The organism is Desulfosporosinus sp. OT (assembly GCF_000224515.1).
Taxonomy (GTDB): Bacteria; Bacillota; Desulfitobacteriia; order Desulfitobacteriales; family Desulfitobacteriaceae; genus Desulfosporosinus.
Genome location: NZ_AGAF01000053.1, coordinates 1 through 13,995, shown reverse-complemented (window position 1 = coordinate 13,995; position 13,995 = coordinate 1). Strand labels below are relative to the sequence as shown.

The window sequence follows — 13,995 nt, the reverse complement described above, 5'->3', positions numbered from 1 at the left end:
GCGTCCAAGATTGTTTGATTCTAAAATTCCCTGGCGATAAAGCTAATTCCTATGAGAACTCCTCCTATTCCCAGCAAGTGAACCCATAAGAAAGGTTCATTAAGAATAAGGTAAGCGAAAAGTAAACTACTTACAGGCATCACACCTGTTAATACAGCTGCGGTACTTGCTGGGGCCAGGGCTAAACCCCGGATAATAAGAATAAAAGGTACAACTGTAGTTACCGAGCCGTAGCAGAGTAATGCCATCCAGACCTTTAAAGGGACGCTGGAAAAATTAAAAGATATGGCATCGTAAATGGCGAAGGGGGAAAATAGTAAAAACCCGAAGAAGGTTACCAAAGTGACAATGGTTAAGGAGCTAAGCCGATCAGAAACGATCTTGCCTATAATAGTGAACAAGGATTCTCCGACCACAGCCCCGAAAACAAGAAAACTACCAAGGAGGGGATTGGAGCCTCGTTGTGCAAGATTAGCAATACCAAATATATTCATTAGCATGATACCAAGGACGGCACTAGTGATACCTGCTAGTTTATGACGGCTAATTTTCTCCTTGAGAAACAGAAAGGAAATAACTCCGATAACGGCGGGCATGGTGCTTGTTAGAATACCACTTTCCGAAGCTGTAATGTACTTTAGGCCAAATAGCAGGAAAACGCTGAATAGAAACTGACCAGTTAAGGCTTGCAGAAATAGAATAAACAAATTCTTTTTACTGATTTTATAGAATGAAGGAAAACCTTTTTTCTGTCGCCATAGAAGGGGTGCCAGTATAATTAAAGAAATGGCATACCTTAGCCCAGAAGTTAAGAAAACCGGAATGAAGCCAATTACCAGCTTGGCTATACTCATGGAGCTGCCAATAATGGCCATAGCAGTACCAAGAAAAAGATATGCTTTAATTTGTTGGTTCATAAAACCTTCCACCTCCAATAAATACCACAACTTGTTTTTTCTCGTGTATAATAACAAAAGAAAGTGGCTGGTTGTAGTACCGGTTTTTGCTATTTTTATAGGGCCACTTTGGATATGGAGGTATGGAAGAATATGATATGGCTTTCTATTGAGAAGGATCGGGAACTTCCATTAACCCGGCAGATTGTCGACCAGATTAGCAGTGCTATCCTAAGTGGGCGGTTGCGGCCCGGGGAGCAACTTCCTTCAACCCGTGAGCTAGCCAGTACCCTAAGAATTTCCAGAAACGCTATTATGGATGCTTATGAGCAACTGGTAGCAGAAGGGTACCTTGTTAGTCGATCCGGTTCTGGTACTTACGTAGAGGACGGAGTCTATTTGGAATCAGGTCATCAAAGTAAGCTCTCTTCCAGCAAAGATACCGTGAACAATATACTTACTAGCTTTATTGATTTCCGCTCGGGGCTTCCTTACCTGGAACTTTTTCCATATAAAAAGTGGGGGAATTTGGCACAAGAAATCTGCGGGGAAGCTGAATCTTCAATATGGAGTTATGGTGACCCACAAGGACGAGAAGAGTTGAGAGGTACTTTGGCTGGCTACCTGCACCGTACGAGGGGTGTTAACTGTCATCCGGGTCAAATTTTGATTACTTCTGGAGCAGTCCAAGCATTAACGCTAGTGGTTAAGCTGTTGCTCAATGACCAACGGCCTTTCATCATAGAGGAACCGAGTAATAATGATATCCGTTCCATTTTTTGTTCATCAGGTTCTCCTCTTATACCGATTCAGGTTGATCAATTTGGGATCAAAACACAGTTGCTCCCTGTTGAAAGTCATCCTGCCTTCGTATTTACTACACCTTCGCACCAGTTTCCTTTAGGAGGCAATTTGCCCGTTAAGAGACGGGTAGAATTAATTCAATTCGCCCGAAAGTCTTCGTGCTTTATCGTTGAAGATGATTACGACAGTGAATACCGGTATGAAGGTTTTCCGGTAAGTTCTCTGCAAGGGCTTGATCCAGACCGGGTTATATATATCGGCTCTTTCAGTAAAATTCTCTCTCCTGCCCTGAGGTTAGGGTATATTGTTGTGCCTGAAAACCTTGTTCAGCCATGTCGTGAGATTAAAAGACTTTTAGATTTGCATTCTCCCACCCTTGAACAGCTAGTGATGGCTAAGTTTATTAAGGAGGGCCATTTAGGAAAGCATATTGCCAGAATGAAAAAGCTCTATAAAAGTAGGCGTGACCATGTGGTGAAAGAACTAAACACAGGTTTTTCCGGGTCCATCCAAATCAGCGGTGACAAAACTGGGCTACACCTAATAGTTCAATTTCCAGGCCGTATTTTCGATGATCAATTGCTGAATGCTTGCCTTGAAGCAGGTGTTCGAGTTTATCCGGTGGAAGAACACGCTTTAATCAAGGGGTATCATCAGGATAAAATTTTACTCGGTTATGGTCATTTGGAAATGGAGAAAATTATAGAAGGAATCCGGAAGCTAGCTAATGTTTTAGGCAGATAAACATTTTATCGAATAAGCGAGGGAAAATGAAAGCGCAGAAAGTATGGCTTTCATTTTAATCTCTAACCTAGAAAAGATGAAGGTTTTAAATAATGACAAAGTTAATATAGGTATTGGAACTGAAGTTACAAAATTGGTACTTAATTTTGCCTTTAACACTATGGGATATCATAAGGTATATCATAAGGTATATTTGCGAGTTCTTGAATATAACAAAAGAGCAATCAATTGTTATGAGAAATGTGGATTTAATAGAGAGGGCATAGACCGAGAGGCACTAATGGGTATGGAAGAACTACTTGGAATAAAATACAAACCCGTGAAGAGCAATGGCAGAAATGTAAGTTATGCAAATAAGAGCAAATATACCCTAGTGTTTTATGCAGATGATTTTGTAATAATGTGTAATACGCAAAAGGATGCAGAAGATGTCTATGGACTACTAAAGCCATATTTGGAGAAAAGGGGCCTAGAATTATCAAAAGAAAAACAAGAGTAGTGCCAATAGAGGACGGCTTTAACTTTCTGGGCTTTAATGTTAGATTATACCCAACGTGTCAGGGCAAAAAACTGCTGATAAAGCCATCTAAGGAATCTATCAAGAAAAGTAAGGAAACCATCTCAAAGGAAATACAGAAACTGAAAGGCAGTAACGTTAGCGCAATAACAGACAAACTCAATCCCATTATAAGAGGCATAGGTAACTATTGGTCGCCTTCGGTCGCAAAGCAGACGTATTCATATATGGACCACCATGTCTGGAAATGTACGTTTATATTTTTAAAATATCTACATCAAAGGAAAAGCAAAACTTGGATAGTAGATAGATACTACAAACCAGATATAACGGGACAAAGCAAAAATCGATGGATACTGACCGACCCTAAAGAGTACAAGCAACTCACAAAAATGTCGTGGATACCGATAGCCAGGCATACATTTATCAAATTCAGAGCAACGCCATATGACGCTTGTCTTAACGAATACTTCGAGAATAGGGACGAAAAAGAGTTTGACAGAAACTGTATTAAAAGCAAACAGAAACTGGCTAAAACTCAGAATTATAAATGCCCTATATGCAGAATGAGTATTACGGATTTCAGTGAGAAACTGGTAGTAAGAGAAAAAGTACCGGTGATACACGGCGGGACAAGGAAATATAATAATTTACAATTGGTACATGGATATTGTAATAGACGATATGGAAAAATGTTCCCGTTAAAAGGTGAGCCTCAAAATGAACAACAAAAACAGGAAGTCTGTAAAACCATAAGACAACTGAGATTGGCGGAAATATCATAAAGACAGACGGATAAATGAGAGCTTGAGCTGTATGTCTTGAAAGGGACACGTACAGTTCTTAGGCGAGAAAGAGGGAGCAATCCCTCCGACTTAGCCGACATATGAACGAACATTAGAGAAATTTTATTTTTTATGATTTTATATGGGAGGATTATGAGAATGAAGTATACTTGCACTTTGATTGCTGTAAGAAATATAGAGAAAGCAAAGCAGTTTTATCACGACGTTTTAGGGTTAGAAATTCTTGCTGATTTTGGGGCAAATGTTACTTTGACAGGCGGTATTGCATTGCAGACTGCTGATACTTGGAAAGGCTTTATTCATAAGCAAGATGAAGAAATTGTTTTTGGAAACAATGCCTGTGAGTTATATTTTGAGGAAGAAGACATGGACGGCTTTATTGCAAAATTAAACTTTATGAAAAGTATCGAATATGTTCATCCACTCTTTGAACATTCGTGGGGCCAGAGAGTAGTTCGTTTCTATGATTTGGACAAGCACATTATTGAAGTCGGCGAAAACATAATTATGGTTGTTAGGAGATTTATAAACACCGGACTTTCGATTGAAGAAACGGCCACTCGTATGGATGTGCCAGTTGATTATGTGAGGTCGTGCTTAACGTAAAAAATGAGCATATTAGGTATCTGAAATGCTAATGGGAAGGGGTTGGCCATCACATATTGCCAGTGCAATAATTGTGAAGCCGAGAATTGCGAGCCAATGCAGACTAGAAATATTTTTTGCAAGTTACCTGTTGTCATCATCATTGCAATAACAGTTACTTGTACAGTCGGAATAATCGTTGTCTTCAATTATCATGAGATGTTTGAAACAGACGCTGTCAAGGTAACCAGTAATACAAGCAATACGCAGAATGATCCTACGGACGGCGATAAAACTGTCGCCAGCCTTAATACCATAGACGGCATTAATTCAACATCCAATGAAAATAATTCAAACGCCAGTAATACTTCCAATGATGGAAAACCAGATCCTACTGTTTCGGAAAGAACTGCAGTACATACAACACACCAGTATTCCCCGAATTTTGTTCCCGGTAGTACGTTCTCACAGAATGATCCGGGAAACGGAAAGACTAGATATGTTTATGACAGCACCAGAATTGACGCCGATGGAGACGGTGCTGCTGACGATGTGCTGCTGGTTGGCGAAAACAATGATCCGAGTGCATCTTTTGGCAATCAAACTCGTAATCTGGCGGTGGTTGTCAGGGATGGGGTTATCGGGAAGTTTGATGCTTATTTACTGCCTGAAGATTTTGGGGTCATGTTGCCGCGCTTCAGTATCGGGAGTTTCACTGCCGCAAAGAAAAATGAGATCCTGGTTTCGGTTGAAACTGGTGGCAGCGGCGGAGTTGTTCTTTATGCCTTGATGGCATATGAAAATAAAAAGGTAGTTTCAGTGATATCTCAGGAAGAACTGAACAAAGGCTTGGATCTGAAAGTAGTATGCCTTCCTGGGTTTAAGATGAAGATTATCGATAAAAACACAGGGGTTAATTCCAGCGTTGATTTTCACGATGGGGAAGCTGTTCCTTTGTATTTTGACATGGGTGTCTATAATAAAGCAGGGGCATTTCTTAAAGACCAGTCATATGTTGATGATGAGGTCATGGATGATGTATTTGTCAGTCTGGGTCCGGCTGACGATGACGGTTTTGAGAGACATGGCGCTTCGACTCTGTTGATTGCAAGATCGTTGTGCAGTTAATTGGGATATCGTAACTAAAAATTTATAGAGGTAGCCGTATGTATACTATAGGAAATTTATGTCGTGAATTTAAGCTGTCGAGAAGTACCTTATTATATTATGATTCCATTGGTTTATTGGTTGCTTCGCAACGTACGAGGGGAAATTACAGACAATACTCCGAAGAGGATAAAAAACGTCTGAGCCAGATATGTGCTTTTCGTGAAGCCGGCGTGCCCCTGAATGAAATTAAAGATCTACTTGATACGGATGAAAAAAGCGAGAGCGATGTTTTGGAAAGACGTTTAAGTGAATTAAACCGGGAAATAAAGTATTTGAGATTTCAACAAAAGATGATTGTCGAAATGCTTAAGAAAAAGAATCCAACAACTAAAAAAATGCTGCTGGATAAACAAGTCTTTGTTACAGTACTAAAACAGTCAGGCCTTGATGATGCTATGATGGATCGTTTTCACAGTCAGTTAGAAAAAAATTCACCGGATTCCCACCATTTTTTTCTGGAATTTTTAGGAATAGGCGATAAAGAAATTGAGAATATCCGGAAATTGAGCAGGCAGGACCGAAAAGAACCGGATTAAACTTGACCTGACTATAACTTTATAGTTTACCATGGGCTATAAAAGTTATAGAAAGGCGGGTTTGATTGTGATTAACAAAAATTTCACTTACCTTTGGTCAGGAAAGATAATATCCCAATTAGGAGATAAGTTTTATGCCATAGCGCTTGCCTGGTGGATTTTACAAAGAACGAATTCTCCTTCTTGCATGGGCTTATTTTTATTGGCATCTGCCCTTCCGGAGATTCTTCTTGGCATATTTGCCGGAGTGATGACTGACCGTTGGAAGCGGAAAACAATACTTGTGGTGACGGATATCATCCGGGGTTGTCTGGTCCTTGTCATTGGGTTATTAGCGATGGTTAAGGTACTTGAAGTATGGCATGTTTTTCTCATCGGAATCTGTATATCCTTTGTCACCGCCTTCTTCGAGCCGGCCATGCAAGCGATTATTCCCGAAATCGTGGAAAAAGAAGACTTCACGAAAGCAAATGGCCTGAGCCAAATGGTTAGCGGTGTTTGTTCGGTGGCAGGCCCTCTCTTTGGGGCGATAGCCGTGAGCGTATTTGGACTAGCCTGGGTATTTTTGGCAAACGGTATTTCCTATTTTATAGCCTCGTTTCTGGCTTGGTTTATCACAGTGCATAAAGACTATCGCGTCATGAAAGAAACGAAAAATATCCGGGAGGAGATATGGGAAGGCGTTTCTTTTATTAAAAATCAAAAGCGGATTTTATTTCTATTAACCGTCATTGCCATAGCTCACCTTTTCTTAGGAAGTTTAACGGTGACCTTGCCTTTTTTAGCCAAAGGGCTTCAAGGAAACGGCTTGAATAACCTGGGTTACTTGGAAATGATGCTGGGAGTCGGATTGTTTGCGGGATCAGTCATGATAAGTATCAAAAATACCACTTCCGTAAGCGAAGGGACGCTGGTCTCCTTTATTTTTGCTGCAGAATTCTGTTTTATGGTTATCGCTGTTTTGCAGTATTTTGCCATTCAAACAGTCTATGCTTATATGTTGGTCATGTCAGTTATCGGTGCTTGTATTGCCGGGGCGTTTGTCTTTTGGCAGTCGTTATTGCAAAGGTATACTACAGATACGATGACTGGAAGAGTGTTCAGTCTATCGACCTTGATAAGCAATATATCGCTTCCGGTTGCTTATGGCCTATTCGGCATGTTATTAAATTTAAGTTCCATTTTAGTTTTAATGGCGGCCTGCGGGGTGGGCTTAATCGTTTTGTGTTGTTATTTATATTGCCTAGTATCGAATTTGCAGACAGAATGAATGAATGAACGGACGGACGGTTGAAGGCCAACCCCTGGTGTTTTGCCCTGGTTGTTGGATCAGAAAACCAATGTGGAGACTGTGATAGGCTCTCAACATCATGCTCCACGATAAACTCCTCCCGCTCATCCTCCGGAATCCCCAGGAGGCTGAGCACCTGGGTGTAGGTCAGATTCGTTACCAGTGACGAATCTGGATGGTCGTCACTGGTGGAGGAGACAAGGTAAAATATACGAACAGGTTCGTATAAAGTCATTCCGATAGACAATTAACGAAGTCTAAAGTAAAGTGAAATGCCCAATTGCGGAGTATTTTATGTGTAAGAGAACTATTTTAATGTTCAAGAGTGGGAGTGAGCCTATGAAGAGTTTTGTATTAAGAAAGATGTTATTTTTATTTTTGCTTATACTTGTTTTGGCATGTTCTTTAGAGAATCCCTATAAGTCAAATAGAATACCCGTTAGTAGTATGAAAAACCATGAGGTTTCTAATCATTTTGCGATTTTTTTGGTTAAGAGAGAACAAACAGGAAACGCAATAAACATTAAAATTGAAGATTTACAGTTGGAGACACAACCTGTATTAACTGATAAAGACCTGAAGATATACAAATGGAAGGATCATAGTTTGGAACTTAGAAAAGACTTTGACCTTAGCGGGCTATTGGACTACGTGCCACTCTCCGGGTTGCCTTTTGTTGTAGTGGCGAATGATGAAAGAGTTTATTTGGGTGCGTTTTGGACACCGATTTCGTCACAAACAGCACCTATACCTTCAGTCATGGTGCTGCCGATGTCTCCTCAAAATACAATACATATTATCGCAGGATATCCTGATAAAACAACCAATAGCCAATCTGATCCAAGAAGTGATCAACTAATCTACGATGCTTTAAAAAGTGTCGGAAAGCTAAAAGAGTAAAAGAATGAACGTAGCATTCCATAGAATCTTCTAGATGTTGATACTTTGTTTGAGGTTAATAATCGGTTTGTTAGAAATGACGAGGTAAATTTATCAATTGACAAGGAGCGGATTATTTACTTCGATATTATTTGAAAGGCCATGATCTCGTTTAGTTCCATTTGTAATATCTCCTAAAATATTATAGCAAGGGATAATCAAATGAATGATATCCCTTGCTCTTTCTAGCCATTATTTGACTTTATTACTTTATCTTCGTTAAACGTGACTCCTACCGACTGGCTTAAATTATAGTAGATACAAGATGCTGGCAACAGAATAATGAGAGGTTTCAGTTGCTAGATTGTCTGGATTGCGTGTTCTATGGTTATCTCTAGAACTGCTCTAATCCAGTCATATTGTTTCTTCATCATTGTAAACTCTTCACCATCTTTAAGAAACCTGGCAGTACCCTTAATTAGAAATCCAGTGCCTTTATACATTTTGCCTTGTACTTCACGGCTACCCATCGTAAGTTGGATTTTGTCATTTGAAGCAATATTTTTTTCAGTTCTATGCATGAATCCGGCTGGAATCAATAATTTGTCATCAGCAGAAATGTGAACATAACTGTTCCATGTATTAACGACATGCGGTTCGTCTGTTCCTTGAGTGACTATTGCTACAACTCCGTCTGCAGGGTGCGATAATACTTCCGATAGTGTCTTGTTAATCATAATTTTTTCATCCTCCTAGAAAAATATAAGGGCATAAGAGATATTGTGGATAATTGTTATCTATAATAGCGATTATATTTGATTTAACTAAAAAAGTCAATTGAAATCTTGGGTAGAATATATTATCCTTATATGGTCTACTATGAGAGAGAATGTCACAATGGTGTTTGAAATGATTGAGGGAGGAAATGTACTTTGCAATTTAGCATAGGTGTTGAATACGCTTTACATTCTTTGCTGCACATGGTGGACCTCCCCTCTGGGAAGCCAATTGGTGTTAAAGAATTAGGACTATTTAACGGAATTTCTGAAACATATCTGTCTAAGGTATTTACAAAGCTAAGGAAGGCCGGAATTGTTCGTTCCCTACCAGGTGTAAATGGCGGTTATGAGTTAGCTCGCAGACCGGAAGAAATTAGTTTCTGGGACGTCATTGAGGCAGTGGAAGGAGCATCTCCCATATTTCAATGCGCTGAAATTAGACAAAATAATATCTTGGTTGATAAGGATAATTTACCCGATAGTTTTAGTAAATGTCCTTGTCTCATAAAGGTAGTTATGTTAGAGGCAGAAGCCCAGATGAGACAATACCTTGCGAATAAGTCACTGTCATGGTTAAGTCATGAATTGAGAAATAAACTTCCTGAAGATCTGAATCACTCAATCGATGATTGGTTTAAAGACGTCTTAACAAAGTAGTTTAATCTTAAAGCCAGAATGTTTAAGTAAGAACATTCTGGCTTTAAATTACGCTGTCCATTCTGGGACATGCCCTTTGACGGTTGTCACCCATGCCATCTGATGAACCAGAGTGGTGGAAGGAAATCGAGAAAGTTTTTTTGATAAAGATAGATAATTAAGGGGTAATGTATGATTATTGAAAACAGAAAAATAGAAGGTAAAAACCTTACATGGGTGCGTCGTTGTCCAACTAAATATGATGCAACTGAACTATCTGAATTAAGAGTGAAGATAGATGGAGAAACAGAATATCTTGATAGGGAATCAGGTGAAGGTTTATTAACACCGGAGGACTTCGAAAAACTTATTTATGAAGATTCAATAACAGAAAAATCTGTATTTCTAGTTGCAGAAGTGGAAGGTAAGATTATTGGATTTAGTCGTTGCGTAGGAAGTAAGTTAAGTAGATTTAGACATAAAGCCGAGTTTGGAATATGTATATTAAAGGAATTTTGGGGTTGTGGAATAGGTAAAGTTTTATTGGAAAATATTTTATTTTGGGCAGATAATCAAGGAATTAAAAAGATTGCATTAACCGTGGTAGATACAAACGCAAAGGCAATTCAATTATATAAAAGATTTGGCTTTGAAGAAGAAGGATTATTAAAAAAGGACCGAATTCATAGAGATGGTATCTATCATAATACTGTTATAATGGGAAGATTCAAAAATGACGTAGATTAGTTCGCAATCTTCTTATTCTAATGTATCAATACAGTTATTTGGGAATTTATTTTCAAATACCGAAATTAGCAGGAATTTATGAAGAGTTTGTAGAATCGTAGAATTATTGTAAGAATATATTCTGAATGCAGAACCATGAAGGTGTTTGCAAAGACCATGGAGGTTTGACTCATTAGAGTCAGCTTCGTGGTCTTTATTTTATTCAGAAGTATTTTATTACATACAAACCCACATCCCCAAAATGATTATACAAAATTACTGATTCGTTCGGCCTTGACCCTGGATACCACTGTTAAACTATAATTATAATAATTGCGCCCGTGGCGCACAAAGAAAGGATAACAAATGGGAGCATATGGACGATTGCTGCGTTATGTGGCAGCTATTAAACGTGAAGTGGCCTTAAAAGTCCTGATCGGTTTGGCCATCAGCACAACCTATATTGGACAAGCCCTTGTCATGGCTAAAGCTGTTTCTGTGGTATTCCTGGGGGGGAGCGTCTCCGACATTGGCGGGTATCTGGTCATTGCTCTGAAGTATGCTGATGCAGATCTTGGTAGGCGTCTTTACCGTCATCGTCATGGGAGTGACGGCCAGCTTTGTGGCTCAGGGCTCCGTCGAATTTGCGATTTATCCTATGGTCGTCATTTTGTCCGCCTTGCTGTTTAACCCGATTATCGAAGTATGTGGCGCAGCTCGCAATCTGGGTTTGGTGTTTGCTGCTGCTGATCGCATTCAAAGGGTCCTGGAGACTGAGCCTGTCGTAAAAGACGCAGGGTTGCCGATTAATGTTGACAAACTTGCCCATAACGTTACCTTTGAAAACGTCTCATTCCGCTATGATGACAATTCTGAGGAAGTGCTGCATAGCGTAAGTTTTGCAGCAGAACAGGGGAAAACGGTTGCTTTGGTAGGCCCCTCAGAGGCGGGGAAAACCACCTGCGTCAGCTTGTTGCTGCGCTATTGGGAGGTTAGTGGCGGGGCCGTTAAAATCGGCGGCCGAGATATTCGGGAAATGTCCCTGGACAATCATCACCAATCCTAACCTGCTTATAGTAGACGAGCCGACAAAAGCGCTGGACTGGGCGCTTCGTAAAGAAGTTGTCGAAATTTTGCATGAGTTAAGAAAGGAATCCAGGTGCTCCATGATATTCATCACGCACGATATAGCGGCTGCAAAATATATTGCGGACAGGATTGCCGTAATGTATTGCGGTGAGGTCGTGGAAACAGGACGGGCTGATGACGTGTTAAATAATCCCCAGCACCCCTACACTAAAGGCTTGATAGCGTCTATGCCTTCGAGAGGGTTTAAAGTTATGAAAGGGTTTATGACTTCTTTTCAAGAATTGCCCAAGGGCTGCAGATTTAGCGATAGGTGTGAACAGTTAAATGAAAACTGCACGAAAGCAGAGCCCAAGCTGACAGAGCTGAACGATGGGCATGCTGTGAAGTGCTTCAATTGTAATAACTTTGATAGGGAGGAAGGGGCCAAATTATGTTGTTAGAGGTGAAGCGGTTAACTGAAAAATACCATACCGGTTTTTTTGGCCAAAAATCAGTTAAAGTCGTCGATGATGTAAGCTTCACAATCAATGAAGGGGATATATTCGGCTTGGTCGGTGAGAGCGGCTGCGGAAAATCGACTGTGACAAAGATTATCTCGGGTTTACTTAAACCGACTATGGGCTGTACTTTATGAGGGTCGCGATCTGACCAAAGCAAATAGGAAGGATTGGTACCACTTAAGAAAAGAAATACAGGTTGTTTTTCAGCACCCGCAGTCAATGTTTAACCCGCGCAGGAATATCTATTTTTCTTGCGCGGAACCAATCAAACTCTATAAAATGGCGCATAACAAGGCTGAAGAAGAACGACTGGTGTATGAGCTTATCGAAAGGGTTGGCCTTGCCAAGGATCATCTGGAGAAATATCCCCACGAAATAAGTGGAGGACAGGCGCAGCGTCTGTCGATTATACGTGCTCTTTCTCTAAACCCAAGCTGCTTATCTATGATGAACCAACATCCATGTTGGATGTATCGGTACAGGCGCAAATTCTGAACCTCTTAAAAGTTAACAAAGGGCATAATCTCTCCATGCTGTACATTTCTCATGATTTGGAGATAATAAGAGCCATTTGTAATCGTGTGGCCGTTATGCGGCGAGGTAAGATTGTTGAGATGGGAACGGTCGACGAGGTATTCGAAAATCCTCAGCATGAATATACAAAACATATTCTGGCTTCAAATCTTGAGGTTTAACCTAAGCAGGCGCGACAAAAAAACATGCAGTCAAGTTTCTACAACAAACTGAAACTACATGTTTTAATTAGCGAATAAACTATAATTTTTGCAATCAACTACCTTTACCAAAGAGCTACCATGGATTCATTGTACGTTTTAGATGTCTACGATTTCCAGTACACCTTCGGGGCACGCCTTTGCACAAATGCCACAAGCAATACACTTTGATGCAACTGAAGCTTCATTAGGCTTCACGATGAGTTGGTAAGGACAGGCATCCACGCACTTTCCACAGGATGTGCAGAGTTTCTTATTGATCATGTACACGCCCTTGGGAGTCTTGGTTATGGCGCTGAATTCACAAACCTCTGCGCATTTTCCGCATTGGTCACAGGTCACAGGTTCTCCGCCAGTCTCAGTTCCAGTAATATTGATGCAGGCTTTGGTGATATCCGCTTCCTTATAGAATGACTCAGCACATGCTATCATGCATTGGAGACATGACATACAGGTTGTTCCTTCTTTAATAGCTAATTTTTTCACAGATCTTTCTCCCCCTCATTTCATTTAAATGTGAGCTTAGGCTTCAAGAATGCCATGGTTTTTTCAAATAGGCTAGCTGATCCTTTGCTTGTCTTTCAGGCTAGAGCCTGTTGATGCTTTCTAGATTATCATTTCGACAGTGCTCCGTAAAATTCCTGCTCATTATCTGATTTTTCAAAAAAGTAAGGCAGCTAAAGCACCGAAAGCCTATGAGTTAGAAAATATATTTATTCGCAGCGAACCATTTGGGGATTTGATGTGTATATGTAGTAGATTATTCAATGAAAGGAGGGTTAGGGTTGAGTGATGACATAGAAAGGGAAACAGCTGAAAAAATTTTTGTTGATAATTCAAACTTTGTTTATAGAACTGCATTATTCCTGACTAAATCAAAAGAATTGGCTGATGATATTACTCAAGAAACGTTTATCCAAGTGTTTCGGAAATATTATACTTATGATTCTTCTAAATCTTTACAGCCATGGATATACAAAATAGCAGTAAATACCAGCAGAAATATGTTGCGAAAACAAAAATGGTTAAGATTTTTTGGCCAAGTTCCTGAGAATCATTCAATTGATCTGATGGAAAACGCTATTTTGAAAAGTGAAGAGGAACATGAATTGTGGAGAGCAGTTAATAATTTATATTTGAAAAGCAAAGAGATTATCGTATTACATTTTTATTCCGGTCTAAAGCTTAATGAAATATCCGATTGTTTGGGAATACCATTAGGAACTTGCAAGTCAAGGTTAAATTCAGCGCTAACTAAGTTACGAAGGTGCATTCCTGATAATGACTTCGAATTATTGTTAAG

The 13,995-nt window shown here is 39.9% G+C and carries 20 protein-coding genes and 1 pseudogene; 17 read left to right on the top strand and 4 right to left on the bottom strand.

The features are described 5' to 3' along the window. Nucleotides 1-20 precede the first annotated feature (20 nt). Nucleotides 21-917 (bottom strand): DMT family transporter, encoded by an 897-nt coding sequence (locus DOT_RS04330; RefSeq protein ID WP_009614731.1) that lies wholly within the window; start codon nt 915-917, stop codon nt 21-23. Between the two features lie 132 nt (nt 918-1,049). Between DOT_RS04330 and DOT_RS04325 the strand changes: the two genes are divergently transcribed. The 7 genes from DOT_RS04325 to DOT_RS04300 all read left to right on the top strand — a co-directional run bounded on the left by DOT_RS04325 (nt 1,050) and on the right by DOT_RS04300 (nt 7,328). Beyond that, nucleotides 1,050-2,444, top strand: coding sequence for a PLP-dependent aminotransferase family protein (locus tag DOT_RS04325; protein ID WP_009614729.1), 1,395 nt, complete (start codon nt 1,050-1,052; stop codon nt 2,442-2,444). A 76-nt stretch (nt 2,445-2,520) separates the two neighbouring features. After that, complete coding sequence (locus tag DOT_RS31630) at nt 2,521-2,943, top strand: GNAT family N-acetyltransferase (protein WP_242833771.1); 423 nt, start codon at nt 2,521-2,523, stop codon at nt 2,941-2,943. Next, nucleotides 2,943-3,746: a group II intron maturase-specific domain-containing protein gene (locus DOT_RS04320; protein WP_009614725.1), complete on the top strand. Its 804-nt coding sequence runs from the start codon at nt 2,943-2,945 to the stop codon at nt 3,744-3,746. Before DOT_RS31630 ends, DOT_RS04320 begins: the two co-directional genes overlap by 1 nt. 159 nt (nt 3,747-3,905) lie before the next feature. Next, the gene (locus tag DOT_RS04315) at nt 3,906-4,373 is read left to right on the top strand and encodes a VOC family protein (RefSeq protein ID WP_009614724.1); all 468 of its coding nucleotides are present in this window, start codon (nt 3,906-3,908) and stop codon (nt 4,371-4,373) included. Nucleotides 4,374-4,469: 96 nt separating this feature from the next. Continuing rightward, nucleotides 4,470-5,480 (top strand): hypothetical protein, encoded by a 1,011-nt coding sequence (locus DOT_RS04310; RefSeq protein WP_009614723.1) that lies wholly within the window; start codon nt 4,470-4,472, stop codon nt 5,478-5,480. Nucleotides 5,481-5,518: 38 nt separating this feature from the next. Further along, nucleotides 5,519-6,058 (top strand): MerR family transcriptional regulator, encoded by a 540-nt coding sequence (locus tag DOT_RS04305; protein ID WP_009614722.1) that lies wholly within the window; start codon nt 5,519-5,521, stop codon nt 6,056-6,058. A gap of 67 nt (nt 6,059-6,125) precedes the next feature. Continuing rightward, nucleotides 6,126-7,328: an MFS transporter gene (locus DOT_RS04300; protein ID WP_009614720.1), complete on the top strand. Its 1,203-nt coding sequence runs from the start codon at nt 6,126-6,128 to the stop codon at nt 7,326-7,328. Between the two features lie 82 nt (nt 7,329-7,410). Here the strand turns inward: DOT_RS04300 and DOT_RS29295 are convergent. Then, nucleotides 7,411-7,536 (bottom strand): annotated as a pseudogene (locus tag DOT_RS29295) (DUF3102 domain-containing protein); the annotation flags it as partial. A 152-nt stretch (nt 7,537-7,688) separates the two neighbouring features. On the opposite strand from DOT_RS29295, the gene DOT_RS04295 reads away from it, so the two are divergent. After that, nucleotides 7,689-8,249: a hypothetical protein gene (locus DOT_RS04295; protein WP_139024128.1), complete on the top strand. Its 561-nt coding sequence runs from the start codon at nt 7,689-7,691 to the stop codon at nt 8,247-8,249. A 338-nt stretch (nt 8,250-8,587) separates the two neighbouring features. Here DOT_RS04295 and DOT_RS04290 read toward each other — a convergent pair whose 3' ends face one another. After that, the gene (locus DOT_RS04290) at nt 8,588-8,965 is read right to left on the bottom strand and encodes a pyridoxamine 5'-phosphate oxidase family protein (RefSeq protein WP_009614713.1); all 378 of its coding nucleotides are present in this window, start codon (nt 8,963-8,965) and stop codon (nt 8,588-8,590) included. 195 nt (nt 8,966-9,160) lie between these two features. On the opposite strand from DOT_RS04290, the gene DOT_RS04285 reads away from it, so the two are divergent. The 8 genes from DOT_RS04285 (at nt 9,161) to DOT_RS31620 (ending at nt 12,653) form a co-directional block, all read left to right on the top strand. Continuing rightward, nucleotides 9,161-9,664, top strand: a complete 504-nt coding sequence (locus tag DOT_RS04285) for an Rrf2 family transcriptional regulator (protein WP_009614710.1) — start codon at nt 9,161-9,163, stop codon at nt 9,662-9,664. A gap of 171 nt (nt 9,665-9,835) precedes the next feature. Beyond that, a complete protein-coding gene (locus DOT_RS04280) occupies nt 9,836-10,390 on the top strand; it encodes a GNAT family N-acetyltransferase (protein ID WP_009614708.1) in 555 nt (184 codons plus the stop codon). A 345-nt stretch (nt 10,391-10,735) separates the two neighbouring features. Then, nucleotides 10,736-11,059 (top strand): hypothetical protein, encoded by a 324-nt coding sequence (locus DOT_RS31625; protein ID WP_009614705.1) that lies wholly within the window; start codon nt 10,736-10,738, stop codon nt 11,057-11,059. After that, complete coding sequence (locus tag DOT_RS27690; protein ID WP_242833770.1) at nt 10,977-11,435, top strand: ABC transporter ATP-binding protein; 459 nt, start codon at nt 10,977-10,979, stop codon at nt 11,433-11,435. The genes DOT_RS31625 and DOT_RS27690 overlap by 83 nt, the downstream gene beginning before the upstream one ends. Next, nucleotides 11,365-11,898, top strand: a complete 534-nt coding sequence (locus tag DOT_RS04270) for an oligopeptide/dipeptide ABC transporter ATP-binding protein (RefSeq protein ID WP_157998409.1) — start codon at nt 11,365-11,367, stop codon at nt 11,896-11,898. Before DOT_RS27690 ends, DOT_RS04270 begins: the two co-directional genes overlap by 71 nt. Beyond that, complete coding sequence (locus DOT_RS32250; protein ID WP_009614700.1) at nt 11,889-12,092, top strand: ATP-binding cassette domain-containing protein; 204 nt, start codon at nt 11,889-11,891, stop codon at nt 12,090-12,092. The genes DOT_RS04270 and DOT_RS32250 overlap by 10 nt, the downstream gene beginning before the upstream one ends. A 10-nt stretch (nt 12,093-12,102) precedes the next feature. Beyond that, complete coding sequence (locus DOT_RS32245) at nt 12,103-12,453, top strand: ATP-binding cassette domain-containing protein (RefSeq protein ID WP_282433430.1); 351 nt, start codon at nt 12,103-12,105, stop codon at nt 12,451-12,453. Between the two features lie 56 nt (nt 12,454-12,509). Beyond that, complete coding sequence (locus DOT_RS31620) at nt 12,510-12,653, top strand: hypothetical protein (protein ID WP_242833769.1); 144 nt, start codon at nt 12,510-12,512, stop codon at nt 12,651-12,653. A gap of 138 nt (nt 12,654-12,791) precedes the next feature. Here DOT_RS31620 and DOT_RS04260 read toward each other — a convergent pair whose 3' ends face one another. Further along, nucleotides 12,792-13,178, bottom strand: a complete 387-nt coding sequence (locus tag DOT_RS04260; protein WP_009614694.1) for a 4Fe-4S binding protein — start codon at nt 13,176-13,178, stop codon at nt 12,792-12,794. Nucleotides 13,179-13,477: 299 nt separating this feature from the next. Here DOT_RS04260 and DOT_RS04255 point away from each other — a divergent pair. Further along, the coding region (locus tag DOT_RS04255) for a sigma-70 family RNA polymerase sigma factor (protein ID WP_009614692.1) at nt 13,478-13,995 on the top strand (518 nt) is incomplete at its 3' end.